Annotated in this window: 27 protein-coding genes, 1 tRNA gene and 1 riboswitch; of the genes, 5 read left to right on the forward strand and 23 right to left on the reverse strand. The window is 61.0% G+C overall.

Annotated features, from left to right (window positions below):
- The first annotated feature begins 87 nt into the window (after positions 1-87).
- Entirely contained in the window at positions 88-414 is a 327-nt protein-coding gene (locus EWR20_RS11635; protein ID WP_129360861.1) for a hypothetical protein, read from the forward strand.
- A gap of 159 nt (positions 415-573) precedes the next feature.
- Positions 574-984, forward strand: coding sequence for a hypothetical protein (locus EWR20_RS11640; RefSeq protein WP_129360862.1), 411 nt, complete (start codon positions 574-576; stop codon positions 982-984).
- 88 nt (positions 985-1072) lie between these two features.
- Here EWR20_RS11640 and EWR20_RS11645 read toward each other — a convergent pair whose 3' ends face one another.
- Entirely contained in the window at positions 1073-1399 is a 327-nt protein-coding gene (locus tag EWR20_RS11645; RefSeq protein ID WP_129360863.1) for a hypothetical protein, read from the reverse strand.
- Between the two features lie 445 nt (positions 1400-1844).
- Here EWR20_RS11645 and EWR20_RS13165 point away from each other — a divergent pair, with 445 nt between their 5' ends.
- Positions 1845-2423, forward strand: coding sequence for a site-specific integrase (locus EWR20_RS13165; RefSeq protein WP_165001038.1), 579 nt, complete (start codon positions 1845-1847; stop codon positions 2421-2423).
- Between the two features lie 21 nt (positions 2424-2444).
- Here EWR20_RS13165 and EWR20_RS11655 read toward each other — a convergent pair.
- Positions 2445-2526: transfer RNA gene (locus EWR20_RS11655), tRNA-Leu, on the reverse strand.
- A 169-nt stretch (positions 2527-2695) separates the two neighbouring features.
- A complete protein-coding gene (gene pyk, locus EWR20_RS11660; RefSeq protein WP_129360864.1) occupies positions 2696-4165 on the reverse strand; it encodes a pyruvate kinase in 1470 nt (489 codons plus the stop codon).
- 368 nt (positions 4166-4533) lie between these two features.
- Between pyk and EWR20_RS11665 the strand changes: the two genes are divergently transcribed.
- Positions 4534-5070 (forward strand): flavodoxin domain-containing protein, encoded by a 537-nt coding sequence (locus tag EWR20_RS11665; RefSeq protein ID WP_165001039.1) that lies wholly within the window; start codon positions 4534-4536, stop codon positions 5068-5070.
- Positions 5071-5176: 106 nt separating this feature from the next.
- Here EWR20_RS11665 and EWR20_RS11670 read toward each other — a convergent pair whose 3' ends face one another.
- The 11 genes from EWR20_RS11670 to hisI all read right to left on the reverse strand — a co-directional run bounded on the left by EWR20_RS11670 (position 5177) and on the right by hisI (position 18842).
- Positions 5177-6637 carry a glutamate synthase subunit beta gene (locus EWR20_RS11670; protein ID WP_129360866.1) on the reverse strand — a complete coding sequence of 487 codons (1461 nt, stop codon included), beginning with the start codon at positions 6635-6637 and terminating at the stop codon, positions 5177-5179.
- Complete coding sequence (gltB, locus tag EWR20_RS11675; RefSeq protein WP_129360867.1) at positions 6630-11291, reverse strand: glutamate synthase large subunit; 4662 nt, start codon at positions 11289-11291, stop codon at positions 6630-6632. Before gltB ends, EWR20_RS11670 begins: the two co-directional genes overlap by 8 nt.
- A 36-nt stretch (positions 11292-11327) precedes the next feature.
- Complete coding sequence (locus tag EWR20_RS12710) at positions 11328-11480, reverse strand: hypothetical protein (protein WP_165001040.1); 153 nt, start codon at positions 11478-11480, stop codon at positions 11328-11330.
- Positions 11481-11817: 337 nt separating this feature from the next.
- Positions 11818-12690, reverse strand: a complete 873-nt coding sequence (gene lgt, locus EWR20_RS11680) for a prolipoprotein diacylglyceryl transferase (protein WP_129360868.1) — start codon at positions 12688-12690, stop codon at positions 11818-11820.
- Positions 12687-13547, reverse strand: coding sequence for a tryptophan synthase subunit alpha (gene trpA, locus EWR20_RS11685; RefSeq protein ID WP_129360869.1), 861 nt, complete (start codon positions 13545-13547; stop codon positions 12687-12689). Before trpA ends, lgt begins: the two co-directional genes overlap by 4 nt.
- A complete protein-coding gene (trpB, locus tag EWR20_RS11690) occupies positions 13544-14908 on the reverse strand; it encodes a tryptophan synthase subunit beta (RefSeq protein ID WP_129360870.1) in 1365 nt (454 codons plus the stop codon). The genes trpA and trpB overlap by 4 nt, the downstream gene beginning before the upstream one ends.
- Positions 14898-15737, reverse strand: coding sequence for an indole-3-glycerol phosphate synthase TrpC (gene trpC, locus EWR20_RS11695; RefSeq protein WP_129360871.1), 840 nt, complete (start codon positions 15735-15737; stop codon positions 14898-14900). Before trpC ends, trpB begins: the two co-directional genes overlap by 11 nt.
- Before the next feature lie 114 nt (positions 15738-15851).
- On the reverse strand, positions 15852-16100 hold the full coding sequence (locus EWR20_RS11700) for an HGxxPAAW family protein (RefSeq protein WP_129360872.1): 249 nt from the start codon (positions 16098-16100) through the stop codon (positions 15852-15854).
- A gap of 97 nt (positions 16101-16197) precedes the next feature.
- Positions 16198-16839: a Trp biosynthesis-associated membrane protein gene (locus tag EWR20_RS11705; protein ID WP_129360873.1), complete on the reverse strand. Its 642-nt coding sequence runs from the start codon at positions 16837-16839 to the stop codon at positions 16198-16200.
- A complete protein-coding gene (locus tag EWR20_RS11710; RefSeq protein ID WP_129360874.1) occupies positions 16836-18422 on the reverse strand; it encodes an anthranilate synthase component I in 1587 nt (528 codons plus the stop codon). Before EWR20_RS11710 ends, EWR20_RS11705 begins: the two co-directional genes overlap by 4 nt.
- Before the next feature lie 33 nt (positions 18423-18455).
- Complete coding sequence (gene hisI, locus EWR20_RS11715; RefSeq protein ID WP_129360875.1) at positions 18456-18842, reverse strand: phosphoribosyl-AMP cyclohydrolase; 387 nt, start codon at positions 18840-18842, stop codon at positions 18456-18458.
- Positions 18843-18901: 59 nt separating this feature from the next.
- Here hisI and EWR20_RS11720 point away from each other — a divergent pair, with 59 nt between their 5' ends.
- Positions 18902-19582, forward strand: a complete 681-nt coding sequence (locus EWR20_RS11720) for a maleylpyruvate isomerase family mycothiol-dependent enzyme (RefSeq protein WP_129360876.1) — start codon at positions 18902-18904, stop codon at positions 19580-19582.
- Positions 19583-19598: 16 nt separating this feature from the next.
- Here the strand turns inward: EWR20_RS11720 and hisF are convergent, their stop codons facing one another.
- The 9 genes from hisF to rpe form a co-directional block, all read right to left on the reverse strand.
- Entirely contained in the window at positions 19599-20363 is a 765-nt protein-coding gene (gene hisF, locus EWR20_RS11725) for an imidazole glycerol phosphate synthase subunit HisF (protein WP_129360877.1), read from the reverse strand.
- A 30-nt stretch (positions 20364-20393) separates the two neighbouring features.
- The gene (hisG, locus tag EWR20_RS11730; protein WP_129360878.1) at positions 20394-21239 is read right to left on the reverse strand and encodes an ATP phosphoribosyltransferase; all 846 of its coding nucleotides are present in this window, start codon (positions 21237-21239) and stop codon (positions 20394-20396) included.
- Between the two features lie 52 nt (positions 21240-21291).
- Positions 21292-21555: a phosphoribosyl-ATP diphosphatase gene (locus tag EWR20_RS11735; protein WP_129360879.1), complete on the reverse strand. Its 264-nt coding sequence runs from the start codon at positions 21553-21555 to the stop codon at positions 21292-21294.
- 23 nt (positions 21556-21578) lie between these two features.
- Positions 21579-22055: a 6,7-dimethyl-8-ribityllumazine synthase gene (gene ribH / locus EWR20_RS11740; RefSeq protein ID WP_129360880.1), complete on the reverse strand. Its 477-nt coding sequence runs from the start codon at positions 22053-22055 to the stop codon at positions 21579-21581.
- A gap of 11 nt (positions 22056-22066) precedes the next feature.
- Complete coding sequence (locus tag EWR20_RS11745; RefSeq protein ID WP_129360881.1) at positions 22067-22774, reverse strand: GTP cyclohydrolase II; 708 nt, start codon at positions 22772-22774, stop codon at positions 22067-22069.
- Entirely contained in the window at positions 22771-24066 is a 1296-nt protein-coding gene (gene ribB / locus EWR20_RS11750; protein ID WP_129360882.1) for a 3,4-dihydroxy-2-butanone-4-phosphate synthase, read from the reverse strand. The genes EWR20_RS11745 and ribB overlap by 4 nt, the downstream gene beginning before the upstream one ends.
- A gap of 2 nt (positions 24067-24068) precedes the next feature.
- Positions 24069-25148, reverse strand: a complete 1080-nt coding sequence (gene ribD / locus EWR20_RS11755; protein ID WP_129360883.1) for a bifunctional diaminohydroxyphosphoribosylaminopyrimidine deaminase/5-amino-6-(5-phosphoribosylamino)uracil reductase RibD — start codon at positions 25146-25148, stop codon at positions 24069-24071.
- Entirely contained in the window at positions 25145-25849 is a 705-nt protein-coding gene (gene pnuC / locus EWR20_RS11760; protein WP_129360884.1) for a nicotinamide riboside transporter PnuC, read from the reverse strand. Before pnuC ends, ribD begins: the two co-directional genes overlap by 4 nt.
- Before the next feature lie 115 nt (positions 25850-25964).
- A riboswitch (FMN riboswitch) is annotated at positions 25965-26105 on the reverse strand.
- Between the two features lie 13 nt (positions 26106-26118).
- Positions 26119-26811 (reverse strand): ribulose-phosphate 3-epimerase, encoded by a 693-nt coding sequence (gene rpe / locus EWR20_RS11765; RefSeq protein WP_129360885.1) that lies wholly within the window; start codon positions 26809-26811, stop codon positions 26119-26121.
- Positions 26812-26831 lie beyond the last annotated feature (20 nt).

The raw sequence follows: 26831 nt of genomic DNA on the forward strand, positions 1-26831 counted from the left end.
CCCCGTAACTTTGCCTCCCAGCTAGCACCCAGAAAACCCCACGGCTAGACTCAACTTGTTTTTCACTTCACACCAGGAGAACCAGCCATGAAAGCTAGCGCCCTCCCCATTCTCGCCATCGCCGCACTCGCGCTCGCCGGATGCTCCAATGGCGAAGACCACGCATCGCCCTCATCCAGCGCAAGTTCACCGCATGCGGCTCCCTCGTCATCCGGTGACCTGGCACCGCAGGAGCAAGAAAGCCTCGCCAAAGAGAACGTGAAGGCCGCGCAGGGCGATAGCGTCACGCTCACCGCCCACTCGGACACGCCCGCGACCGTCACCTACTCAGCAGGGTCCACGGACAAGGAAGAACAGTTCAGAGGCGACTGGTCCAAAAAGTCGAATCCCCTGGGGATGATGTTTGGGTCGTGACTATCACGCCCGACGATTCCGAGATGAGCGGCAAGCCAACCTGTCGAATCACGGTAGACGGCAAGGAAGTCAGCACGGGCAGTTTCCCCGACTCACCTGTATGTATGCAATCCCCCGAAACGCTCGTGCAAGACCAGTAAGACACGAAGGAACAATTAGATGAGCTACTTCACCGAATCCCTGAAACGGTCCCTCACACCGTCCGCCAAAACCAACAACGCCACATTCGGCCCACACGCCCTCCGCCTCGGTTGGGTCTTCGCCGGAGGGCGACGGTACGACGCAACCGAATGCACCGCCTACATCAGCGAAACCGGAACCGCCGAAGACATCCACACCTCAGGTGCCGGAGGCGCCATCGCAGGCGCAATGATCGCAGGCCCCATCGGTGCACTCGCGCTAGGTGGCGGCACGCACGTTTCCCGCAACACCGGCTGGTTCGTCCTGAACACGCCCGACAAGATTTATCAGGTCCCGTTGCATGGGCGCAATCCTGGCAAGTTTGCTAAGGCCCGCCGTTTCGTTATGAACCTTGAAGCCGAACGAAACCGCCAATTCCACAAACGTTAATGGGCACGGAAAAAGAACCCCCACCCACCGATGAAGGTGAGTGGGGGTCCTTTCGTCTAACACACAGGTCCACCAGCTAAGGGGGATGTTAGAAAGTCTCTACTTTAGCCAAGGCGTCGAGGTCCGGATACGCCTCATCCGCGACGTCCTGGAACGCGGTTTCAACCGCAGCCGGTGTTTCCGTCACCGCATGCTGACCACCATACGATGCGGTCTCTGTTGTATTGACCTCGGACGCGACGGCCTCCGCAACCTCATCAGCAGACGGAACCGTAGCGGTCGGGGCAACCTCAGCGACACGCTGTGCTACTGCATCCGCAGACGGCGCGAGAGCCTGGACCTTCGGCGGGGACAAATAAGCCGCGCCCAGGCCACACAAGGCCGACAGGACCACCGCCAGGGTCGCGGAACCCATCCGTACCAATATCAGCCGGAACAAGCTTCACGATCAACGTTGCCAGGGCGATCCCGATAATGGACGCCCCCCCCGGTGGCCGCGGGCGTAGTCGTCCCGACCTCTTCTTAGCCATATTATTTGCCCTCCTTCAGAGAGGCGATCTCCGCCTTGAGGTCTTCGTTCTGCTTCTGCACGAACAATACATCCGCCTTCAGCCGCCCGAAGTTCTGCGCGTTGTACCGCGCCTCCGTGACCAGGGTGGTAGTACCCCCGACCGGTTAGCCGTTGACCGTTGACCGAGCCTTCACGGTTGAAATTTTCGTTGTGAATCACGTTGTGGATTCACTGACACTGCCGCATCAGGAAGCGAACCCGCTAACCGCCGAGGACGCTAAAGCCGTTCTCCAAGTCGCCCAGGACCGACGCAACTCCCCACGCTGGACTGTCGCCCCTAGCTCTCGGATTGAGGCAAGGGGAAGCGCTTGGTCTTCGATGGGAGGACGTAGACCTGGAAGCGGGAGTGATCCATGTCAGGCACACTCTCCAACGGTCTATCAACGGCTCTGGGACCGGACTCGGGGAACCCAAAACAAAGAAGTCGAACAGATCGATCCCGCTGCCCGACTCTCTACGATCCGCATTGCGCTCCCACCGGACCCAACAGGCGAAAGACCGACTTACACTCGGGTCATCCTGGGTTGGCGACCCGCTAGGTGATTTCGTATTCACCACGGCGAAAGGAACACCTCTATCAGATCAGCCGGATCACGCCGAGTGGAAGAAGATTCTTACCCTTGCAGAAATGCCCGCCGCGAGGCTGCACGACGCGAGACACACGGCAGCGACACTGATGTTGGTGCAGGGGGTCCCAGCGCGTGTGGCCATGGAAATCTTGAGACATTCAACAATTCAGATGACGACCCGATATCAGCACATGGTGCCTGAGGTGACGGATCAGGCGGTGGCGGCGATGGAAAAGGCGCTCGCATGGCCGTCAAAACGAAAAAAGCGGGTCTTATGTATCACGCTAAGTAATACATAAGATCCGCTACTTTACTGCTAGTGCCCAAGGTGGGACTTGAACCCACACTCCGTGAGGAACCGCATTTTGAGTGCGGCGCGTCTGCCAATTCCGCCACTTGGGCATTCGTCGGGGCGACCCTCATAGTCACCTTCGAACCACGATTACTTTACACAATCAGGCCCTCAACGTGAAATCGCCGGTTCACGGTGACGCAACGCGGATGAGATGGCGGGGAAGGAGAAGAGATCTCCCGCCCCGCCGTCGCGCAAGTCATCGAAGGCGTTGAGCGCTTAGTGCTGGTACGGGCCCAACTTTTCGCGGCTCTCCGGGGTGCGGGTGCCGTCGTCATCGACATCCCCGACCCTGTGGACCTTGACCATGTTCGTCGAGCCGGCGACTCCCAGAGGCGAACCGGCGGTCAACACGAGCAATTCGTCCTTCTTGACCAAATTGCGGTTCAGAAGATACCGGTCCACGGCTTCCGTCATACTGTCCGTATCGCTGTACTCTTCCTGCAGCGCCGCATCCACGCCCCAGAAAAGCGCCATGAATGCACGGACCTTGGGATCCGGGGTGAAGGCCAAAACCGGCTTGGAGGGGCGGAGCCGGCACAAACGACGAGCCGAATCTCCCGATTGAGTGAATGTACAGATGTAGTTGACGTTCAGCTGGTCCGCGATGTTAACGGCCGCCAGAGTCACGGCGCCGCCGCGGGTGCGCGGGCTCGAACCAAGCGCGGGCACACGGTCCATACCGTGTTGCTCAGTTGACTCGACGATACGGGCCATCGTCTGGATCGTAATGATCGGGTACTTGCCCACTGAGGTCTCACCCGAGAGCATCACAGCGTCGGCGCCATCGAGAATAGCGTTGGCGCAATCCGAAGCCTCGGCGCGAGTCGGCATCGGGTTGCTGATCATCGACTCGAGAACCTGGGTCGCCACGATGACCGGCTTGGCCCAACGGCGGGCCAACGTAATTGCGCGCTTCTGCACGAGCGGGACCTCTTCGAGCGGGTACTCGACGCCGAGATCGCCACGGGCCACCATGATGCCGTCGAATTTGTCGACGATGTCCTGAAGGTTCTCCACCGCCTGCGGTTTCTCGATCTTGGCGATGACCGGCAGGTGCAGGCCTTCTTCTTCCATGATCTCGTGCACGCGCACAATGTCGTCGCCCGACCGGACGAAGGACAACGCGATGATGTCGACGCCGGTGTTCAGCGCCCAGCGGAGGTCCCGCTCGTCCTTCTCCGTCAGTGCCGGGACCGACACGGCAACACCCGGGAGGTTGATGCCTTTGTGATCCGAGACGGTGCCGCCGACCACGACACGAGTGGTCACGGTCGTCGCGTCAACCTGCGTCGCTTCGAGGCGAACCTTGCCGTCGTCGATCAGCAGGGCGTCGCCGGGGCGAACGTCGCCCGGAAGACCCTTGTAGGTCGTTCCGCACATCTCTTGGTTGCCGGGAACGTCCTCAATAGTGATCTTGAACGTGTCACCCTGGGCCAGATCCACTGGCCCGTCTGCGAAGCTCTCCAGGCGAATCTTCGGTCCCTGGATATCGGCCAGGATCGCAACGTTCTTTCCGAGAGTGTCCGCGGCGCGGCGCACGTTGTCATAGTTCTGGGTGTGGACGTCGTGGTCGCCGTGGCTCATGTTCAAGCGGGCGACGTTGAGTCCTGCGGAGATGGCCTCCGAGACTTTGTCGTAACTGGAAAGGGCGGGTCCTAAGGTACATACGATTTTTGCGCGTCTCATGCCGTTAACTGTAGTTCTCTTAAAGCCACATGAACAGTAAGGCTCGGTTCGTGACTCGCTCAAGTCCCGTTTACTCGCCCTGCCCCACAAAGTAGACCCAGATCACGTCCGACGCTCGCAACCCCTGGATATTCAAGGCAAAATAGAGTAAGGAGCCCGGAGCCTACTGCTTCAGGCCGCCACGGGGTGGGCGACCCACCGAACCCAAAAATCCCACACTGTCCCACACACTTGGACACGCGTTTCGATACGCCGATCCACGTCCGAAAAGTTAGTCTTGAAGGAGCATTATTTAGCTCCACTGCATGGGCCAGGAGCCTTCGCAGGGGCGATATACGTCTGACACAGGCGCAGATACAGGAGAATTCATGACCACGACCCTTGTGCTCTACGGATCGCACTACGGATACACTCGCTCCTACGCCGACTGGATTGCCGAAGACACCGGTGGGCGCGCAATGGCTCTGGACCAGGCTACCCCTTCCACCGTCGACGCAGCGGACACCGTGATCATCGGAGCCAGTGACTATGCCGGAAAGCTCACGGCTGCGGACCGTGTCCACGATTTCGCGGAATACCTACGCGACAAAAAGCTGGCGTACTTCACCGTGTCGTTCTCAGGGGATGTCTCCCAACCGAAAGAGAAGCTCGACGGGGTGCTTGCCAAAAATCTGGGAGACGCTTATCGGCCAGGTGCCCCGACCGCGCATTTCCGTGGGGGTATGGACTATTCGGTGCTTTCCCGCTCGCACAAGACCGCCATGATGGGTGTCAAGACCTTCCTCAAGTCCAAACCCAATAAGACGGAGACCGACCGCCAAATGGTCGAGTGCTACGGCGGATCGGCCGACTACCGCGACCGCTCTGCCATCGCCCCCTTCGTCGACGCCGTCAAGGCACTCTGACTCGTCTTTCCACGGCCCGGTGCAAATCACCGGACCGGATCATAGAGGACGGCCCCGAACCCACGGCGTGGGTTCGGGGCCTCCCTGCATCTGGGCCAGGGTTTCGCTACAACAGATCGATCGGACGGTCGGTCGGAGCCACCGGTTCCGGCAACAGCGTGCTGCCGACCAGATGACGTTCGACCGACGCGGCGCATGCCCTGCCCTCGGCAATGGCCCATACCACCAACGACTGGCCCCGACCGGCATCCCCGCACGAGAAGATGCCCGGGACGTTGGTCATGTACTCATCGTCTCGTGCCACATTGGAACGAGGATCCATTTCGGCTCCGGCCTGCTCGGCGATCGCCTCAGAATCCTGCCCCGTGAAACCAAGGGCCAGGAAGACAAGGTCGGCCGGAATGATCCGCTCGGTGCCTTCCTTTGGCCCCCGCTTCCCGTCGTCCTTGTACTCGGTTTCAGCAACCTTGATGCCGGTGACCCGGCCATTCTCGCCCACGAATTCAATGGTCGAGGCGAGGTAGTTGCGTTCGCCGCCTTCCTCGTGCGAACTCGCGACCTCAAAGAGGTTCGGGAACATCGGCCACGGCTCGTGCCCAGCACGTTCCTCCGGCGGCTTCTTACCAATGGCCAATGTCGTCACCGAGGCGGCCTTCTGCCGATTCGCGGTACCGATACAGTCCGCACCCGTATCGCCGCCGCCCAGGATCACCACGTGCTTTCCTTCGGCGTTGATCTGGTCCGGAACTTCATCGCCGGCCCCGACCCGGTTGGACTGTACAAGGTACTCCATCGCGAAATGAACACCGTCGAGATCGCGTCCGGGAATCGGCAGATCCCGTGGTTTGGTCGCCCCCGTTGCCACCACGACGGCATCATACCGACGCCGCAATTGGTCCCACGGGATGTCCCTGCCGATCTCGACGCCCGCGCGAAAGCGAGTACCCTCGGCGCGCATCACATCCAATCGACGGTCCAGGACGGACTTCTCCATCTTGAAATCTGGGATCCCGTAACGGAGCAGTCCCCCAATACGGTCTTCCCGTTCGTAGACAGCCACGGTATAACCGGCTTGGGTCAATTGCTGCGCTGCGGCGAGCCCCGCAGGCCCGGAACCGACCACGGCTACCGTCTTGTCCACGAGCCGCTCCGGCAGGTGAGGCTCGATGAGCCCCTCATCGAAAGCTTTCTCGCCGATCGTGTACTCGATCTGTTTGATCGTCACGGCCGGCTGGTTGATGCCCAACACGCACGAGGACTCACACGGAGCCGGGCAGACCCTGCCCGTGAACTCCGGGAAGTTGTTGGTCGCGTGCATCCGCTGAACCGCCTCTGCGGTCCGTCCCTGCCACATGAGGTCATTCCACTCGGGAATCAGGTTGCCCAGCGGGCAACCTTGATGACAGAACGGAACGCCGCAGTCCATGCAACGGGACGCCTGCTGTTTCAGCGTAGCCGAGTCCTGTTCAACCTGGACTTCTTTCCAGTCCATGATGCGTACCGGAACCGGCCGCTTGGGGCGGTCCACACGTTGTTCGTACTTCAGAAAGCCGCGGGGATCAGCCATGCGCGGTCACCTCCAGAATCTCTTGCCAGACCGGATCTCCATCCGGATCGTTGCCCTCTGCTTCGGCCCGTGACCGGATCACCTGAACGGCCGCAAAATCGCGCGGCATCACACGCGTCAGGCGTGCCATGGAACCTTCCGGATCCGCGAGCATCGTATGAGCCACCTCGGATCCTGTCTCGGCGTAGTGCTTTTCGAGAAGTTGGGTCACGAGCTTTTCGTCGTCCTCGTCCAAACCGGAAAACGTCAGTTCGCCCGATTCCCGAGCCGCTCTGTTCACGTCGGCAAGGTCCAGGTCCAGCACGTACGCGACGCCACCAGACATTCCCGCACCAAAGTTACGGCCAGTCTGTCCGATGATCAGAGCCACGCCGCCGGTCATGTACTCGCACCCGTGATCGCCGATTCCTTCAGCAACAGCGGTTGCGCCCGAATTTCTCACGAGGAATCTTTCTCCCACTTGTCCGCGCAAGAACAGCTCACCGCTCGTCGCGCCGTAGCCGATCACGTTTCCGGCGATGACGTTATCTTGGGCGTTGAAGAGGGCATCGGCCTCGGGCCGGACAATGACGCGTCCGCCAGAGAGACCCTTGCCCGTGTAATCGTTCGCGTCCCCGGTCAGCCTCAGGGTGATGCCTTGCGGCAAGAACGCGCCCAACGATTGTCCCGCTTGCCCGTGCAAATTAACCGTGATGGTGTCATGGTCCAGGAAGTCAGGCCCAAAGGTTTTGGTCACCGCGTTGCCGAGCATCGTGCCTACCGCACGGTCGGTGTTGATGATCGAATGATCAATGGATACCGGTGTACGTTCGGTCAAGGCCGCCTCGGAAAGACGGATGAGCTCATTGTCCATATGCTTCCCGAGCTCGTGATCCTGAGGACGCATATTGCGAATGCCCTGGTTGCCGTATTCATCCGCCGTCGAACGCAGGATGTGCCGAAGGTCCAGCCCCTCGGCCTTCCAATGCGCAACGGCCTTGCGAGTGTCCAGGACTTCGGCATGGCCAATGGCTTCGTCAAGGCTCCGGAACCCCAGTTCGGCAAGGTATTCCCTCACTTCCTCGGCAATGAATTCGAAGAAGTTGACGACGTGCTCAGCCTTGCCTTGGAACCGCTCCCGAAGCTTCGGATTCTGCGTCGCAACCCCCACTGGACATGTGTCCAGGTGGCACTTGCGCATCATGATGCACCCCTCGACGACCAACGGCGCGGTAGCGAAGCCGTATTCCTCGGCTCCGAGAAGAGCGGCCACGACGACGTCGCGCCCGGTCTTCATCTGGCCGTCGGCCTGAACCACGACTCGATCCCTCAAACCGTTGAGCAGCAGTGTCTGTTGCGTCTCTGCCAGACCGAGCTCCCAGGGAGCGCCGGCGTGCTTGAGGGAGTTCATGGGGGCCGCTCCCGTGCCGCCGTCGTGACCGGAAACCAGTACGACGTCGGCCTTTGCCTTGGTCACGCCGCTGGCGACCGTCCCGATACCGATTTCGGAGACAAGCTTGACGTGCACCCGCGCCTCGGGATTCGCGCGCTTGAGGTCATAGATCAGCTGCGCGAGGTCCTCGATCGAATAGATGTCATGGTGCGGAGGCGGAGAAATGAGGGAAACACCCGGTGTTGCGTGGCGGGTCCGCGCAACCCACGGGTAGACCTTGGCGGACATAAGCTGCCCGCCTTCTCCAGGCTTCGCGCCCTGAGCCATTTTGATCTGGATGTCCTTGGCGTGGGTCAGGTACAGGCTCGTCACGCCGAAACGCCCCGAAGCCACCTGCTTGATCGCGGAGCGTCGCTCAGGGTCGAGCAGCCTCTCCAGGTCCTCGCCGCCCTCACCGGTGTTGGATTTGGCGCCCAGTCGATTCATCGCGATCGCGAGGGTCTCATGGGCCTCTTGGGAGATCGAACCGTAGGACATTGCACCGGTCGAGAACCTCTTCACGATGGAGCTGACGGATTCGACTTCTTCGAGCGGCACCGGGTGGCGACGCCCGTTGAAGTCGAGGAGTCCGCGCAGAGTCATCAGGTCCCTGGACTGGTCGTCCACGAGCTTGGTGTAGGACTTGAAGACGTCATAGCGGCGAGTCTTGGTCGCGTGCTGAAGCCTGAATACCGTGTGCGGGTTGAACAGGTGTGGCGCTCCGTCACGACGCCAGTCGTATTCTCCCCCGGTCTCCAGGTCACGATACGGAACCTTGACCCCATCCTGAGGGTAAGCGCGATCGTGCCTGGACTTGACCTCATCCGAAATGACGCTCAAGCCGACCCCGCCCATTTGGGAATGCGTGCCTGTGAAGTATTCGTCCACGAGCGCCTGCGAAAGCCCGAGAGCTTCGAAAGTCTGGGCGCCGCAGTACGAACTCACGGTCGAAATACCCATTTTGGACATGATCTTCTGCAATCCCTTGCCCAAGGCTTTGATGAGATTGCGCGTCGCCTGTTCGGCACTCACGTCCTTCAGATCTCCCGTGCGGACCAGTTGCTCAACGGATTCCATGGCCAAGTACGGGTTCACGGCGGAAGCGCCAAAGCCTACGAGCGCCGCGACATGGTGGACCTCGCGCACGTCGCCGGCCTCCACGACCAGGCCGACCTTGGTGCGTGTGGCAGAGCGCAACAAGTGATGGTGAACTGCCGCGGTCAGAAGGAGCGACGGGATCGGTGCCCAATTGGCGTTCGCATTGCGATCCGACAAGATCACGTACTCGACACCGCGGTTGACGGCGGCCGAGACCTTCTCGCAGATTTCGGACAGTCGGGACCGCAACGACGCCGCTCCCCCGGCCGGATTGTATAGCCCACGCACCTTCAGGGCCGTGGACATACCGTCCTCGTCCTCAATATGCATGATCTTGTCCAACTGATCGTTGTCGATCACCGGGAAGTCAAGTTCGAGCTGCCGTGTCCGAACGTAGTCGTTGCGCAGCAAATTGCCGTTAGGGCCCAGCGAGCTCCGCAGCGACGTCACGAGTTCTTCGCGGATAGAGTCCAAAGGTGGATTCGTGACCTGTGCGAAGGACTGGATGAAGTAGTCGAAGAGCAGCCGCGGCCGCTTCGCGAGGACCGCAATCGGCGTGTCCGTGCCCATAGCGTAGATCGGCTCGGCTCCCTTGGCGGCCATAGGTCCCAGAAGGGACTTGAGCTCCTCGTGGGTGTAGCCGAAAATCTGCTGACGCACCAAGATCGATTGCGCCGAGGGATTGCGGTGCTCACGTTCCGGAAGGTCATCCAGCGTGAAGATATTCTGCTGTGCCCACTCCTTCCACGGATTGCGCTTGGCGATATCGTCCTTGACCTCCTGGTCAGGAACGATTCGTCCCTGCTTGGTGTCCACCAAGAACATAGTCCCGGGCGAAACGCGGCCCTTGGACACGATTTTGGTGTCTCCCAGGTCCACGACACCCACCTCGGAAGCGAAGATGACCAGACCGTCGTCGGTCTCCCAGTATCTGCCCGGGCGCAGTCCGTTCCGGTCCAGTACCGAACCAACCAGGTCGCCATCCGTGAAGGTTACTGCGGCAGGACCGTCCCACGGTTCCATGAGTGTCGCGTGGTACCGATAGAAGGCGCGCCGGTCCTCATCCATCGTCTCGTGATTCTCCCAGGCTTCCGGGATCATCATCATGATCGCTTCAGGCATCGAACGGCCCGAAAGCATCAGGAGTTCAACGACCTCGTCGAAGGACTGCGAATCCGAAGCTCCCACAGAACAAATCGGAAACAGCTCTTCCGGATGCCGCCCCAGTACTGGGGACTTGAGTTGAGACTGCCGTGCCCGCATCCAGTTGCGATTTCCCTTGACCGTATTGATTTCGCCGTTGTGCGCAATCGCCCGGAATGGCTGTGCCAACGGCCATGACGGGAACGTATTCGTCGAGAAACGCGAATGTACGATCGCGAGACGAGTCCTGAACAGCGGATCAGAAAGGTCCGGGTAGAACGGCTCGAGCTGGGCGGTCGTCAGCATGCCTTTGTACGTGATGGTCCGTGTCGAAAACGACGGGAAATAGATCCCCAATTTGTGCTGGGAGCGTTTCCGCACGCGGAAAGCCTTTTGATCCAGCTGGCGACGTTCCTGCTCGGGGTCCAGGTCGACGAGCGGAATGTGCCCCGTGAAGGCTTCCGCAGTCTCTTCCGTGACCGCCTCGGAGACGAACATCTGCACAAAATACGGCATGACGGCGCGTGCCGAAGCTCCGACGACGGTTTCGTCGACGGGAACGACACGCCAACCGAGCACCTGCAGCCCTTCGCCCTCTGCCATTTCAGCCAAGGCTTCCTGCAGGTCATCGGCATTCACGCCATGGGTTGGCAAAAATGCCGTTCCGACCGCGTATTTACCGGACTCGGGCAGGGAGAAGTCTACGTTCTGCCGGAAGAATTCATCGGGCACCTGGGTCAGAAGCCCGGCCCCGTCTCCCGTGCCTTCGTCCGCGCCGACGGCTCCGCGGTGCTCAAGCGAGCGCAAGGCCGTCAGTGCCTTGTCTACGACATCGTGGGTCGCGTCGCCGGTCAGGCTCGCAATCATCGCCAGGCCGCAAGCGTCCTTTTCGAAGTCCGGGTCGTAAAGCCCCTGTTTCTCGGGGATATCCGCGAACGTGGTGAACGGTGAGCGCACGTGGCCGTGTTCCTTGACGGAACGGGTCATCTCGAAGCCAGTCATACTTGAAGCCTCTCCTCCTCGTGTCAGTCCGTGAACTCAGGATTGGGCCTCGGCCCTCTTGAGTTCCTGGGCTCGCGCAGCGGAATACGCGGAACCACGATCAGCGGCTCGAAGAATCGGTTCCTGAAGGAAACGGGCCAAGCATTTGGGTATAGCTATGGCACCGTCAAGGAAAAGAAAGGTGCTCATCGTGTCCGCAACGAGCGCTTCACCTGGGGCATCGCCCAACGATTCAACGGTGGCCGCTTCATTGCAGCAATCACGAGACAATACCGGCGTTCTCGGTGTGTTGGCGCCGGTTCGATAAAAGTTCCTGCCCGTGATGCAGGGGCAGGAACTACGACTTGCCTATGTGTTGTCTCGCAAAATTACCACGACGAGGGTGGGCGGCGTCATAGATATCCACAGTTTGGAATGTGTTACGGGGAAAATTCGACTCAGTTTCTGGTCGCGAACACGAGAAAACGGGTTCCCCTTGAAGGATGCTCACGGCTCGCGGACTCAGCCGCACGCGGCTACGTTTCACTTACGGTGTCAGCGCGTCGGATTCTTCCGACGGGCTGATCTCCCCAGCTCGCCGCCTCCGTCGTAGGGATACGACCGCGAGCATCACGACTGCAAGCACCACCAGGAATCCGGAGGTCCACACGTGAATGCGCAGGCCCAGGAACACATCGGATTCATCGATCCGCAGGAACAGTTCGATCAAGAAGCGGCCTATTCCGTAGTACATGACGTACACCCAAAAGACCTGCCCGCGCGTGCGAAGAATCCGTTGGGAGAGCCACAGTAAGACCAATCCACCGATGATGTCCCACAGTGATTCATACAGGAAAGTCGGGTGGAATAACGTCCCCGGCGCATATTGGGTCGGGAAGTTATGGCTCATCGGGTTGATTTCGAGGCCCCACGGCAGCGTGGTCGGCTTCCCGAACAGCTCTTGGTTGAACCAATTGCCCCAGCGCCCGATGCCTTGAGCGATGAGGATGCCCGGTGCCGCGGCGTCGGCGAATTTGGCCAGTGAAAGCCCCATCCTTCGGCACGCGATCCACGCTCCAAGGCCGCCGACGGTTACGGCCCCCATAATTCCGATTCCGCCCTCCCAGATCTTGAGGGCATCCACAGGATTTCTGCCGGGGCCGAAATAGTCACCGGGGGCAGTGACGAGAACGTGATACATGCGCGCTCCGACCAGGCCGAACGGTATGGCCCAAATCGCGATGTCCCAGATCCTCTCGGGGTCCTCCCCCATGGACTGCCATCGTTTGGACGTCAGCCACAGGCAAATCACGATGCCTAGCAAGATGCACAGCGCGTACGCATGAATGGTCAAAGGCCCAATGTGGAATCCCGACCAGGTCGGTGAAGGGAGGGAAGCGATCGGCGTCACGAGACTCATACGGACGTGTCGCCGCTGCCGGCCAATTCGCGAGTCAGGGTTCCGACGGCCGCTGGACCGCCAGTGCCCAAGGCACGCACCAGGGCTGTCCCCACGATGACTCCGTCGGCGTACTTTCCGATCTCTTCGACGTGCTCGCGTCGGGAAACTCCCAACCCGACGCACACGTTTTCAGCCCCGGCCGTACGGATATCGGACACCAATTGTTCGGCAACGTCCGAAACCGAGGACCTTGCGCCCGTCACTCCCATAACGGAGACAGCGTAGACGAACCCGCTGGATGCGTGCGCGATCATGTCCAATCTTTCGGCCGACGACGAGGGCGCGGCCAGGAATATCCGGTCCAGTCCGTGGGTCTCGCTGGCTACGAACCATTCCCCCGCCTCATCCGGTACGAGGTCCGGTGTAATGATGCCGGCGCCACCTGCTTCGGCCAGCTTGCGAGCGAATTCGTTGACGCCTTTGCGCATGACCGGATTCCAATACGTCATCACGACCACGACCGCGTCCGTCTGCTCCGTAATCTCCTGGACGGCGCGGAAGACGTCGTTGACCTTGAAGCCATTGCTCAGGGCCACAGCCGTTGCATCCTGGATCACCGGCCCATCCATCACCGGGTCCGAATAGGGTATTCCCAATTCGATGATGTCGGCCCCGTTGCGCCCCAACTCAATCCCGGCTTGAATCGAATCCTCAACCGTCGGATATCCGACCGGAAGATAACCGATGAGCGCCGGACGACCTTCTGCCCGGCAAGCCTGGATGCGTGCGCGTACCTTCGAGCCAGGATTGGGCAGCGGAAAGGTCTTCGTCCCAGCGCTGTACCGGTTCGGGTTCTTGGGAGATGTTGTGGTCATTTCTGCTCCTCCGCGGCCTCATCCTGACCGTTGCCGGATTCCTGGCTCCTGAGGCTGGCGGCGTTGACTTCTGAACTTGGGATGGCTTTGCCGAGTCCGAACCATTCGACCGCAGTATCCATGTCCTTGTCCCCGCGGCCGGAAAGGCATACGGCGATGATCTTCTCGCGGGCCCCTTCCGGATCTTCCTGCTTCCACTGTCCGGCCAGGCGCAGAGCTCCCGCCAGGGCGTGGGCGGACTCGATGGCCGGAATGATGCCCTCCGTCTCGCACAGCGTGCGCAAGGCATCCATGGCCTCGGTATCGGTCACGGCTTGATACGAGGCGCGCCCGATCTCCGAAAGGTACGCGTGTTCGGGTCCGACTCCCGGGTAGTCGAGTCCCGCCGAGATCGAATGGGACTCGATGGTTTGGCCATCGTCGTCCTGCATGAGGTACGTGCGCGCACCGTGCAGGACCCCAGGCCGACCCAAGTTGATCGTGGCGGCGTGACGGTCTGTGTCCAGACCGTCTCCACCCGGCTCCAGACCGTACAACTCAACCGACTCGTCATCCAAAAAGGCGTGAAACATTCCGATGGCGTTGGATCCGCCACCCACGCAGGCGGCAACCGCGTCAGGGAGACGGCCGGTCCTCTCGAGAAGCTGTTGACGTGCTTCCGTACCGATGGCGTCGTGGAAATACCGAACCATTGCCGGGAAAGGATGCGCACCGGCGGCCGTACCGAGGAGGTAATGGGTGTCCTCGACGTTGGCAACCCAGTCCCGCAATGCCTCATTGATCGCGTCCTTCAAGGTCCGCGACCCATTCTGCACCGCGATGACCTTGGCCCCGAGCAGCTGCATGCGGGCCACGTTGAGCGCTTGCCGGTTGGTGTCGACCTCGCCCATGTAGACCACGCATTCCATGCCGAAATACGCCGCCGCGGTGGCCGTGGCAACCCCGTGCTGGCCTGCCCCGGTTTCGGCAATCAGACGGGTCTTGCCCATCTTCTTGGCCAACAGGGCCTGGCCCAATACGTTGTTGATCTTGTGCGAACCGGTATGGTTCAGGTCCTCGCGCTTGAGAAAGATACGAACTCCGGCGCGCTCGCTCAGCCGTTCAGCTTCGGTCAGCAGGGAAGGCCGGTTCGAGTATTCCCGGGACAACCGCTGGAACTCATCGAGGAAGTCGGGATCCGCTTTGGCCTTTTCGAAGGTGTCCTCGAGCTCGTCCATTGCGCGGATCAGCGACTCAGGCATCCACTGGCCCCCGAACTGTCCGAAATAGGGCCCGCTCGCGTTCTTCAACGAGCCGTGAGGGGCCTCCAAGAAGGTCTCGGCTAGGTCTCGGTCCTGTTCCGATGCTGGGTTATTCGCCATGTTCTGCTTCCTTTTCTCCCAGGTAAGCGGCGCGTGCTTTGCGTCCCTGGTTCTTGAACTCGCCGACTGCTTCCCGGGGATCGGAATGCTTGACCAGTGCTTCGCCCACGAGGACGGCTTCTGCACCCTGACTTCCGTAGGTTGCCACATCACTCGGCTCGGCCACACCGGATTCGGCCACGATGACCGGCCCCTCCGGAAGATGGGATGCAAGGTTCGCGAAATGCTGTTTGTCCGTCTCAAGAGTCTTGAGATTGCGGACATTCACACCGACGATACGAGCCCCAACGGCCGCCGCGCGCTCGATCTCCTCGACGGTGTGGGCCTCGACGATCGCGTTCATCCCGAGGCGATGGGTCAGTTCCAGGTAATCACGCAATTCGTCGTCGCTTAGGGCGGCGACGATAAGCAGAACGAGGTCGGCGCCATGTGCACGGGCCTCCCAGATCATGTAAGGATCGACCGTGAAATCCTTGCGCAGGATCGGGATGGAAACCTCGGTGCGAACCGCGTCGAGGTCCTCCAAGGATCCTTTGAAACGCCGCGATTCGGTGAGAACAGAAATTGCGGCCGCTCCCCCTGCTTCGTATTCGTGCGCGAGATCGGCAGGTTCTGCAATCCGGGAAAGATCTCCCGCGGAGGGGCTTGCTCGCTTGACCTCCGCAATGATCTCGACGGTCTCTCGGTCGGGACCACGCAAAGCCGACACGGCGTCCCTCGCGGGGGACACCGAGGAAACCTTTTCCTTCAATTCATCGAGGCTCACCCTCCGACGGCGCTCCTCGAGGTCCTCGCGGACTCCGGCAATGATGTCGTCCAAAACTGTCATGAAAGCGGTGATCTCCGGTCTACTGCGCTTCGTGGCATGCTGCCACGCTGATCATAGAGAACAGCGCCCCTCTGATGATTTCACGTATCAGGGAGCGCTGTCTGACTTCAATGCTTACTTGTGGCTCTTGGTCCGTGAGCCGAGCTTGCCGAATCCGGCGGCCTTGAGCACACCGCTGACGATGAAGCCCACGACGATGATGGCCAGGCCAACGATGACCCACGGAGTGTTCCCCACGACAAAAGCAACGCAACCGACGGTCAAACCGACCACGACCAGCACAACCAGGGCCCATGCGGAAATCGTGTTGCCGTGACCCTCAACGGCGATCGGTGTGAGTTCGAGTTGTTGTTCAGAGCTCACTGGCCCTCCTTTGGTGAAGCAATCAGCGCGGTACAAACGCGCACTACGGTGTCATTCTATGCCATGCGGGGCACGGACAAACGATGTTTCGCCTCCGCTACCGCGTGGGATCTTCCCCTTCGGAGAGCGAATCCCAAGTGTCGATATCGTCGGCGTGAGGGTTCTCACCTTTCTGGACCGAATGTTGCGACTCCCGCTCATACCGACGTGAGGTCGTCTTCCAATGGCGGCTGGACCACCAGAGCCAGACCGCGACCAGAACCGTGGCAATTCCGAGGACAAAGGTCAGCCACGGCCACACCGTCACGACGTAGCTTCCGCCGGGACCGTTGGTCCCGGTCGCCTCACCGACCTTCGTCATCGCCGCGTCCTGCGGGTTGATCGCCGCGGTCAGGGCCGCGATCGCCATGCCTGCACCGGCCAGAGCGATGACTGCACAGATGACGGCACGCAAGACTTTGCCCGCAATCCGGACTGCAACAACGCCGGCGAGAGCGACCAGGCCGAGCGCGGAAACCGCTGGGGCGGCATCGGTTCCTTTGACGTCCACGTTGACCTGCGAAAGGACACTCGAGACATTCGCGTGGATCCATGGGAACAGGGTCGTGACGAACGCGAGAATCGGCACCAGGAGGCTCGTCAATATGATGCGTCCGGAGCCCGCCTTCTTCGTGTTCTCATCGGTGTTCCCGGCCACCTCGGCGGTGGTCTTAGACCCTTCGGCGGGATCCTCGCTCATATTCGGTCCTCCTCTGCCAGGCTCGTGAGGTTACGAGCTCGAAGCACGGCTCGTAACGGAGCAGCAGCCTTGCTGACGGTTTCATCGGCCTCGGTATCCGGTACGGAATCTGCCACAATACCGGCCCCGGCTTGTACATACGCACGCCCGTTCTTGAGCAGTGCGGTGCGGATCGCGATCGCCATATCCATGTTTCCGGCGAAATCGAAGTAACCCACCACGCCACCGTAGACGCCTCGGCGATGAGGTTCGTAATCGTCGAGCAATTGCATAGCCCGTGGCTTGGGTGCTCCGGAGAGCGTGCCCGCCGGGAAGGTGGCCCTCAGGACGTCGTAGGCATTCGCGTCCTCCCGTATCCGGGCTTCAACGGTCGAAGAAATGTGCATGATGTGACTGAAGCGCTCGATTTCCATGAATTGTGTCACCGCCACGGTGCCCGGGGAAGCAATTTTGGACAGATCATTGCGGGAAAGATCCACGAGCATCAAGTGTTCCGAGCGTTCTTTCTCGTCCGCCAGGAGCTCTTCCGCGAGCGCGACGTCGTGCGCATGCGTGTCTCCTCGCGGCCTCGATCCGGCGATTGGGTGCGTGGTTGCCCTGTCACCGCTGACGGTCACGAGGGCTTCCGGCGAGGACCCCACGATCGAATACGGTTCTCCGTCCGGATCCTCGAATGTGTACAGGTACATGTACGGCGATGGGTTGGTCTGTCTCAGGACGCGGTACACATCGAGGGGCAGGGCATCGGTCTCAGCCTCGAATCGTCGAGAAATGACGATCTGGAAGATGTCGCCGTCGTGGATCGCGTGCTTTCCCTCGACGATCGAGTTCATGTACTGCTGACGGCTCCACGTTTCTGTGATGTCTTCCTCGAACGGATTGGCTGGAGCGTCGTTGTCCGACAGGTATGACACGGTGGTTCGTCCCAAGGGCTCCGCCAGATGCTTCAGCATGGAGTGGACGCGGGAGACGGCGTCATCGTAGGCCCAATCCACCCGCTCCGAGGTGCCGTCCCAGTTGATGGCGTTGGCGACCAAAGTCACCGACCCGTCTTTGTGGTCATGGATCGCCATATCGGAGACCAGGTTGAGGGCGAATTCGGGCAGGTTGAGGTCGTCGGTCGGCGGGTGCGGCAGTTTCTCCCAATGCCGAACCGTATCCCAGCCCAAGTATCCGACCAGACCCGAGGTCAGGGGCGGCAAATCCTCGAAGGGTTCTGTGTGGAGCATCTCCAACGTGTCACGTATGGCATCGACCGGACTGCCGTTTGTCCTCGCACCCTCCGGCACCGTGCCCTGCCAGAATGGCTTGCCGTCTTTGGTGGTCAGCGTTGATCGTGAGGATACGCCGATGAACGAATATCGCGACCACTGGGCTCCAGCATTTGCGGATTCGAGGAGAAAAGTGCCAGGTTTCGCCTGCCCGTCCCGAGCGACGAGCGAACGGTAGATTCCGATGGGCGTCAGCGAGTCGGCGACGACTTTGATGCTCACCGGTACGACGCGTCGCTGAGCCGCGAGCTCACGGAATTCCTCTCTGGTGGGGCGAATCTGCCCCGGCAGTTCTTGTTGCTGACTGGTCATGGTTGCGTCCTTACAACAGTTGGTGTTGAGGGCTCAGGCTTCCGCGTCTCCGACCACCGCAGGAAGCTCACGCCCGTCGAAGCAAGTGCGGGTTCCGGTATGGCATGCGGCCCCGATCTGGTCCACCCGCACCAGTAATGCGTCTCCGTCGCAGTCGAGAGCCACGGACTTGACGTATTGGCGGTGCCCGGAAGTGTCTCCCTTGCGCCAATATTCTTGGCGAGACCGCGACCAGAAAGTCACGCGTCCGCTGGTCAGGCTCCGACGGAGTGCTTCGGCGTCCATCCAGCCAAGCATGAGGACCTCTCCGGTGTCATGCTGCTGCACAATGGCGGCAACCAATCCTTGTGCATCGTATTTGAGGCGCTCTTCGATCTCTGCGGAGAGCGCCGTGTCCTGGGCGCGCGACTGAGTCATCATCAAGCCTTTACTCTACCGTGTGGTGTCCCTTTGGCACCCGACGGTCTTAGGATGAGGACATGAGCGCGATCACAGATCTCAGAAACCAACTCGTCGAAGTCCTTCAAAAGACCGGTCCGGGAAAGCCCACACTGTGCGAAGGGTGGAACACCGAGCACATGGTGGCGCATTTGCTCCTCCGCGAGACCCGGCCCGACATCGCGGCAGGAGCCGTTCTGTCCCCGCTGGCAGCGAGAACCGAAAGGAAGACCGAAGAACTTGCCGAGAAGCTGACCGACGGTCGCCTGTACATGGAAGCGGTCGAGAAATTCGCGCAGGCGAAAGCTCCCAACCGAATGCACGGAACCGTGGACGAGGGAATGAATTACGTCGAGTACGTGGTCCATCGAGAAGACGTGCTCCGAGGCTCTCCCGCTGCGAATGAAATGAACGGCGGCGAATCCCGGGTCGATCACGAGGACGAAAAGATCTGGAAAACGCTGTCTTCGCAGGGAAAAATGTTCTCCAAGAGCTACCCCGACGGCCTCACGATCGTCGGCACCGACGATCAGGGCTCACCCGTTTTCGGACGGGAAACGCTCCGAAAGCCAGCCGAGGCATCCAGGGTCAGCGGGCTCGTGCAAAAGGTCGTCAAGGCTCCGAGTACGGGCGAACAGGTCACGATCACGGGAACGCCCCTTGAAATCCTTCTGTATCTGTTCGGCCGCCGAGAAGCCGCCGAGGTCGAGGTCGAATACTGAACAGATTCCCGCCCAGTTATCGGACCTCGAACCCCGCCTCTCGAATCGCGTTCTTGACCTCGTGAATCGCACTGTCCGGCCCGAAATGGAAGATCGACGCGGCCAGTACCGCATCTGCCCCGGCCCGTATGGCCTCCGGAAAATGCGCGGGTTCGCCGGCGCCGCCCGAAGCGATCAAGGGGACATCCACGACGTCCCTGATCGCCCGGATCATCTCCAGGTCGAATCCGTCCCTGGTACCGTCTGCGTCGATGGAGTTCAGCAAGATCTCCCCGACCCCGCGTTCGGCCGCGTCGCGGGCCCAGTCCAGAGCGTCGATCCCCGTGGACCGTCGTCCGCCATGAGTCGTCACTTCGAAGCCGGATGAGGTTTGATCAGTGCGTTTGGCATCGACCGACAGCACCAGCACCTGGTTTCCAAAGCGTTCGGCGATGGCGTCGATGACCTCAGGATTGTTGATGGCGGCGGTATTGATCGAGGCCTTGTCCGCGCCTGCGCGCAGGAGCCGGTCCACGTCTTCGGGTGTGCGGACTCCTCCGCCGACGGTGAGCGGAATGAAGACCTGCTCGGCCGTCTGGGCGACGATGTCATAGGTCGTCTCGCGTGCGGACGAGGACGCCGTGACATCCAGGAATGTCAGTTCATCGGCTCCAGCGGCGTCGTAACGCTTCGCCAGCTCGACCGGGTCTCCGGCGTCCCGAAGCCCTTCGAAATTCACTCCTTTGACCACGCGTCCGGCGTCGACGTCCAGACACGGGATCACACGCACAGCTACAGTCATATTGCTTTTCCTCCTCGGACCATCGGTCGTTCAGAGCCGGGCCGCGGCAATCGGCGACACCAGAATGGCACGGGCTCCGACCTCGTAGAGGCTGTCCATGAGTTGGTTGGTCGAACGCTGGGGAACCATTGACCGCACGGCGTACCAGCCCTGGCGTTGCAGCGGCGAGACCGTAGGCGCTTCGAGCCCTGGGGTGATCGCGGTGGCCGCTGCCAGATTCTCTTCGCTCACGTCATAATCCATCAGGACGTACTGTCGGGCGACGAGCACGCCGCGCATCCTGCGGGCTAGGACCTCCAAGCCCGCAGCGTCTTCGAGACCGCGCCTCTTGATGAGCAGGGCTTCTGACCGCATGATGGGTTCGCCGAAAATCTCCAGGCCCGCCGCACGCATGGTGTTTCCGGTCTCGACGACGTCCGCAATGGCATCGGCGACACCCAGGCGGATCGAGGATTCGATCGCGCCGTCCAATCGAACGACCGACGCGTCGATCTTCTTTTCGGCCAGGTAATTGCGCAACAGGCTGGAATAGCTTGTCGCAACCCGCTTTCCCTGCAATTGTTCGATTGCCGAGAACTGCCCCACAGGCCCCGCGAAGTGAAAGGTCGAACGAGCGAAGTCGAGACCGAGAGCCTCGTCTGCATCGGCCTCCGCGTCCAGAAGCAGATCCCGGCCGGTGATTCCGACATCGAGGGTCCCGTGCCCCACATAGACCGCGATATCCCGGGGCCTCAGGTAGAAGAACTCGACCTGATTGACGTCATCGACGATGGCTAGTTCCCGAGTGTCTCGTCGCTGGAGATATCCGGCTTCGGAGAGCATGGTCTGTGCGGCCTGAGAAAGAGCGCCCTTATTGGGCACGGCTATGCGCAACATGAAAGTCCTTAAGTCCTTGCGGAAACGATCGTTCCCGTGGTCCGATGCTGGTTCAGAGGTACTTGTAAATATCTTCGGACTTGAGTCCGCGGGCAATCATCAGGACCTGAAGATGGTAAATCAGCTGTGAGATCTCCTCGGAGAGCTCCTCGTCGGTCTGGTATTCGCCGGCCATCCAGACCTCGGCGGCTTCCTCGACCACTTTCTTCCCGATCCCGTGGATTCCGGAATCGAGTTCGGCGACGGTCTTGGAGCCAGTCGGCCGGTCGGTGGCTTTGGTGGTCAGTTCAGAGAACAGGTCTTCAAAGGTTTTCACTTGCCCAGGGTACCCCGCAGCCCTCACACATGAGCGAGTGTTACCGCTGTCTGCACCGCGGCGGCCGTGGCTTCGTAGCCCTTGTCCTCGCTCGAGTACTCCAAACCAGCGCGGTCGAGAGCCTGCTCGTCGTCGTCGCACGTCAGAACGCCGAAGCCCACGGGTGTGCCGGTCTGGACGCTGACCTGGGTCAGCCCTTCCGTCGCCGCGGCGCACACGTACTCGAAGTGAGGGGTGCCTCCCCGGATCACGACGCCGAGCGCCACGACGGCATCGTGTTTGTCCGCAAGACGACGCGCGGCAACGGGCAGTTCGAAGGACCCCGGTACGCGAACGAGTGTGGCCGACTCGTCGAGACCCGCATCGTGGAGGGCCCGTTGGGCCCCGTCCAGGAGGCCATTCATGACCTGCTCATGCCACGATGCGGCTACCACGGCGACTTTCAGCCCTTCGGTCTGAAGTTGGCCGAACGCCGTGCTGGGTGTTCCGATTCCGCTCATGATGTGTCCCCTTAGAGGTCTTCAGTTGGTTGGGTGGGGAGGCCGTCGGAGTCTCGAGGCGCGCCCCCTTCGAGGTTTGTCGGAGCAAGCACCAATCGATGGTGCATCCGATCGCGTTTGGTCGCGAGGTATCGGGCGTTCTCGTGCCGGGGAGGGACCTCGTCGGCTTCCAAGGACCGAACCGTGAGCCCGAGCTCCGCAAGAGCCTCGCCTTTTGCGGGGTTGTTGGTGATCAGACGCAGATGCGTGATCCCCAGTTCCCGGAGTACACTCGCCGCCTGTCGATAGGCCCGTGGATCCGCGAGGAACCCCAAAGCCAGGTTCGCCTCGACGGTGTCCATGCCTTCATCCTGCAGAGCGTAGGCCTTGAGCTTGTTGACGAGTCCGATCCCCCGGCCTTCATGACCTTTGACGTAAATGAGCGTTCCGCCTTGGGCTGAGATCTGTTCGAGGCCTTGGTGGAGTTGGGGACCGCAGTCGCATCGGAAAGATCCGAAGACGTCGCCGGTCAGGCATTCGGAGTGGAGCCTGACAAGAGGTGCCGGATTTTCTCCGTCGATTGCGCGCCCCTGGTCGTCCACGGCGGTCGCGCTGAGCAGCTCGTGCTGATCCGGAAAGGACCAGGCCCGCATCTCGAAGTTCCCGTGAGGTGTGGGTACGAGGACAGGACGGGATGAGTCGACGGGGTCGTCATCGTCATGTGGAGGCTGGCCCATCATGCCTCCACGCTTTCGGCATCCATCTGGTTCAGCCTGGCGGCCAATGCCTCGATCGAGATCATCGGCAGACCATGGCGATCGGCGAAGGCCCGCAGATCGTCGAAGCGCATCATCGTGCCGTCATCGTGAACGAGCTCGGCAATGTACCCGACCTCCGGTAGTCCGGCGAGCCGGGTCAGTTCCACAGCGGCTTCGGTGTGGCCCGCTCTGGTACGCACGCCACCGTCGACCGCCCGAAGCGGCAGAATATGTCCGGGCCGGGTCAGGTCATCGGGTGACGAGCTCGATCCGGCCAGAACGTTGAGGGTTTTGGCTCGGTCCTGAGCACTGATCCCGGTTTCGACACCGTAGGCCGCATCACAGGTGACGGTGTAGGCGGTGGCTTTTGGATCCTCGTTGTGAGCCACCATAGGCGGCAACTCGAGTGCGTCGGCACGCTGGGCCGTCATCGGAGCGCACACAACACCCGACGAATACCGCACCATGAATCCGAGGCGAGCTGGGTCGGCCAAAGCGGCCGCGCCGATGAGGTCCCCCTCGTTTTCCCGGTCCTCGTCGTCGACGACGACCACAAGACCTCCCCTGGAAATCACGCGGATGGCTTCATCAATCGAATCGAATGTCTCCTGGGTTCGACCGAGCAACGAGGGGGAAGATGCGGTTCCGATCTCCGCCGGCGCGGTCCCGAATTCGTGGGCGCGCAGCAGGTATTTCGCCACGGCGTCGGTCTCAAGGTTGACGGTGTCTCCCGGTTGGCTCGTACCCAAAGTTGTAGCGCGCAGCGTCGTGGGGATGACACCGATTTCGAACCACTGTTGCTGCTCATCGGGTCGGCTCACGGCGGTGACCGTGAGCGAGATGCCGTCCAGTGCGATGGACCCTTTCTCGGCGATCTGCGGGGCCAGGGCCGGAGGCACGGTCACGCGAATCAACGACCAGTCGGGATGCTCCTCGATGGACTCTATGGTCCCCGTCCCGTCCACGTGGCCCTGGACGATATGGCCGTCGAAGCGTCCATCGGCGGGAAGGCACCTTTCCAGATTGACGCGTGATCCTTCTCGTAACGCACCCAGATTCGTACGGACCAGTGTTTCTCCGATGACGTCGGCGACGAAGAGATCCTTTCCCGCCTCGGTCCGGGTAGCTGTAAGGCATACACCGTTGACGGCCAGCGATCCCCCTTCTGGCAGATCTGCGGCGAGGCGGCCGGCACGTACGCGAAGGACCGCGGAATCCTTGTGCGTTTCGATCTTCTCAACCGTTCCCAAGGTCTCGATGATTCCGGTGAACATGTCTACTTCTTTCTGTTGGCCGCAGGCGCGGCGGCGAGGTGGGTGAGGGTGTCTTGTCCGAGAAGCCGAATTCCGGAGGTGGTTCCGTCGGCCTCGGAACCGGCGGCGTCCACCGCCAGAGAATGGGCATCACTGAGAGTCGCGGTTTCCAAGCCGCCCACGGCGGATCGCCCCGTACCGAAGAGCATTGGGGCCGTGTACCAGTACATTTCGTCGACCACGCCGTCGGCGAGGAACGCAGAGACGATTCCTGGACCGCCTTCGACAAGCACATGCCGCGCGCCGTCTCGGGCAAGACGTTCCAAGGCTTCTCGCGGGGACCTGGTGTCGAGCTTGGTGAACCCTGCGTCGAGGTGTATTGCCGCGTACTCCGGCACGTGTCTCAGTCCCATAACGGCCCGGCGCGGTTGATTCTCCTCAAGCACACCGTCGCGAGTTCGCGTTGTCAGTCGAGGATCGTCGGCAAGGACCGTACCGGTACCGACGAGAACCGTGTCAACACGGTTGCGTATCCGATGCCCGTGGTTGCGGGATTCAGGACCCGTGATCCATTGGCTCGTGCCGTCCTGGGCCGCCACGAATCCGTCCAGAGACGCGGCCACTTTGGCCGTCACGAAGGGGCGTCCAGCCCTTTGGGCCTCCCACCATCGGACATTGAGGCGATGGGCTTGATCCGAGAGCAGACCGGATCGGACGTCAACTCCGTGACGCGCGAGGAATCGCCCGCCCCCGGAAGCATTGCTCGTGGTGTCCGATTCGGCGTAGACCACCTTGCGAATCCCGGAGTCGAGGATTGCGTGTGAGCACGGACCAGTGCGACCCACGTGGTTGCAGGGTTCCAGAGTGACGTAGAGGGTGGTTCCCCGCATGTCGGTCCCTTCCGCTCGCGCCGAGGCGATCAGGTCGGCTTCCGCGTGCGCCGACCCCCTGCCCAGATGCCGACCGGTGTGAAGGATCCGGCCGGATTCGTCAACCAGAACGGCCCCGACCAGGGGGTTCGCACCCCGTGGACCGCACAGCGCGACGTCGAGGGCGGTCGTCATGGCCCGCTGATCCGATGCATCGAATTCCGGGGCTATCACTTGGAATCCTTGTCGACGTCCACGGTGGGGTCCGGGAAGCGGGTTTCGACCTGGACCCTGTGCTCACGATTCCTCGTGCGCCACCAGATAAAGAAACCAGTCAGGGTAAAGCAACCGTAGAAGAGATACATCAGACCTGAAGCGTAATAGCCGACCGAGAAAAGCAACGGTACGCCAACGATGTCGACCGCAACCCAGATGAGCCAGAATTCGACCCAGCCACGGGCCATCCCCCATGTCGCGAGGAGAGAGCCCATGAAAATCCATGCGTCGGACCACACGGGTTCGTAGGAGCCGAGTGCTCTGAAGACCGGGGTCAGCAGTGCGGTGCCCCCGAATAGCGCGACGACCAGGACCAATCGCTCTTTCCACGAAGCCCACCGAGGCGAAACGGCTGCGTGCCCTTGGGATTTCGCAGCTTTCCACTGGTACCAGCCGTATACGGAGACGATGATGAACATAATTTGACGACCGGCTTGGCCGAGGAGGTTCACGGGGTGCGGTGAGCCGAAGACGGCACCCAGGAATACCGTGAAGAGCAAGAGGTTGCCGGCGATGCCGATGGGCCAGGCCCAGACCTTGCGACGCATTCCGCCGAGGGCGGACGCGAGGCCGAAAAGGTTGCCCAGGACCTCGCGCCAGAGAATAAAACCTCCGCCGATAGTCAGCTGAGCGTCGAAGAGCCACCGCAGAATATTCACTGTTCTCCTTCCGAGCTGCGGAGGCTCCGGGGAGAACACAACGAACGACTCCACGTCCGGCAAGAAAATCGATCTCTGAGGAGAACGAATATTCCTCGACGTGTGCCGCGTTCTGCTCGTGCGCCTTTATCCAGACTGTACTGTCGGTACCGGAATTTCACCGATTCGGCCGCAGATTCCAAGACTCATTCGAGCCGACTGCGGGTCGCGGACTTTCACCGCCGGTTCGGAATTTCACCGACCCCCGGAGCACGATTGCGTGACATTGATTATGGCATAAATGCGTTCCGCGTCGAATCCCCGACGGCACGGGACGCAACGGAACGCAATCCGGCGATCGCGGCAGCCGGGTCCTCCGCACCGTAAACGGACGATCCGGCTACGAAGACGTCTGCACCGGCCTCCGCGGCTCGGCCGATGGTTTCTTCCGAAATTCCCCCGTCGACCTGGAGGGCCACCGTGCCACCGGATCCGCGGATTGCCTCCGAGGCGCGACGCAGTTTCGGCAGAGTAAGATCAAGGAATTTCTGCCCTCCGAATCCTGGCTCGACTGTCATGACCAGCAACAAGTCCAGCTCGTCGAGCATTTCAAGATATGGCTCAACGGGCGTGGCCGGACGAAGGGCCATCCCGGCCCGGGAGCCCTGGGAACGCAGTTCCCTGGCCAACTTGATGGGAGCTATGGCCGCCTCCGCGTGGAAGGTTACGGATTCGCACCCGATTTCGGCGTATCGAGGCGCCCAGCGGTCAGCGTCTTCGATCATCAGATGAACGTCGAAAGGAACCGGTGAGACCTCGTGCAACCGTTCGACGACGGCCGGTCCCCAGGTCAGATTCGGCACGAAATGATTGTCCATGACATCGATGTGAGCCGCATCCGCGGTTTCGATCGCTTGCAGCTCTTCGCCCAGTCGAGAGAAGTCCGCGGAAAGAATCGACGGGTTGATGTGGAGATGACTCACGTGGGCCTCCTGATTGCACA

Origin of the sequence: Rothia uropygioeca (assembly GCF_004136585.1) — a bacterium.
In the GTDB taxonomy this organism is placed as follows: Bacteria; Actinomycetota; Actinomycetes; order Actinomycetales; family Micrococcaceae; genus Rothia.

Bases quoted from the DNA above. Each gene is read 5' to 3' on its own strand.
- EWR20_RS11665 (WP_165001039.1), top strand. From the start codon at position 4,534: ATGACCACGACCCTTGTGCTCTACGGATCGCACTACGGATACACTCGC.
- EWR20_RS11645 (WP_129360863.1), bottom strand. From the start codon at position 1,399: ATGGGTTCCGCGACCCTGGCGGTGGTCCTGTCGGCCTTGTGTGGCCTG.
- ribH (WP_129360880.1), bottom strand. From the start codon at position 22,055: ATGAGCGGAATCGGAACACCCAGCACGGCGTTCGGCCAACTTCAGACC.
- pyk (WP_129360864.1), bottom strand. From the start codon at position 4,165: ATGAGACGCGCAAAAATCGTATGTACCTTAGGACCCGCCCTTTCCAGT.
- trpB (WP_129360870.1), bottom strand. From the start codon at position 14,908: ATGGCGAATAACCCAGCATCGGAACAGGACCGAGACCTAGCCGAGACC.
- gltB (WP_129360867.1), bottom strand. From the start codon at position 11,291: ATGACTGGCTTCGAGATGACCCGTTCCGTCAAGGAACACGGCCACGTG.
- lgt (WP_129360868.1), bottom strand. From the start codon at position 12,690: ATGAGTCTCGTGACGCCGATCGCTTCCCTCCCTTCACCGACCTGGTCG.
- EWR20_RS11635 (WP_129360861.1), top strand. From the start codon at position 88: ATGAAAGCTAGCGCCCTCCCCATTCTCGCCATCGCCGCACTCGCGCTC.
- trpC (WP_129360871.1), bottom strand. From the start codon at position 15,737: ATGACAGTTTTGGACGACATCATTGCCGGAGTCCGCGAGGACCTCGAG.
- EWR20_RS11720 (WP_129360876.1), top strand. From the start codon at position 18,902: ATGAGCGCGATCACAGATCTCAGAAACCAACTCGTCGAAGTCCTTCAA.
- EWR20_RS11670 (WP_129360866.1), bottom strand. From the start codon at position 6,637: ATGGCTGATCCCCGCGGCTTTCTGAAGTACGAACAACGTGTGGACCGC.
- hisF (WP_129360877.1), bottom strand. From the start codon at position 20,363: ATGACTGTAGCTGTGCGTGTGATCCCGTGTCTGGACGTCGACGCCGGA.
- trpA (WP_129360869.1), bottom strand. From the start codon at position 13,547: ATGACCACAACATCTCCCAAGAACCCGAACCGGTACAGCGCTGGGACG.
- EWR20_RS11705 (WP_129360873.1), bottom strand. From the start codon at position 16,839: ATGAGCGAGGATCCCGCCGAAGGGTCTAAGACCACCGCCGAGGTGGCC.
- hisG (WP_129360878.1), bottom strand. From the start codon at position 21,239: ATGTTGCGCATAGCCGTGCCCAATAAGGGCGCTCTTTCTCAGGCCGCA.
- ribB (WP_129360882.1), bottom strand. From the start codon at position 24,066: ATGTTCACCGGAATCATCGAGACCTTGGGAACGGTTGAGAAGATCGAA.
- hisI (WP_129360875.1), bottom strand. From the start codon at position 18,842: ATGATGACTCAGTCGCGCGCCCAGGACACGGCGCTCTCCGCAGAGATC.
- EWR20_RS11640 (WP_129360862.1), top strand. From the start codon at position 574: ATGAGCTACTTCACCGAATCCCTGAAACGGTCCCTCACACCGTCCGCC.
- EWR20_RS11710 (WP_129360874.1), bottom strand. From the start codon at position 18,422: ATGACCAGTCAGCAACAAGAACTGCCGGGGCAGATTCGCCCCACCAGA.
- EWR20_RS12710 (WP_165001040.1), bottom strand. From the start codon at position 11,480: ATGAGCACCTTTCTTTTCCTTGACGGTGCCATAGCTATACCCAAATGC.
- EWR20_RS11745 (WP_129360881.1), bottom strand. From the start codon at position 22,774: ATGATGGGCCAGCCTCCACATGACGATGACGACCCCGTCGACTCATCC.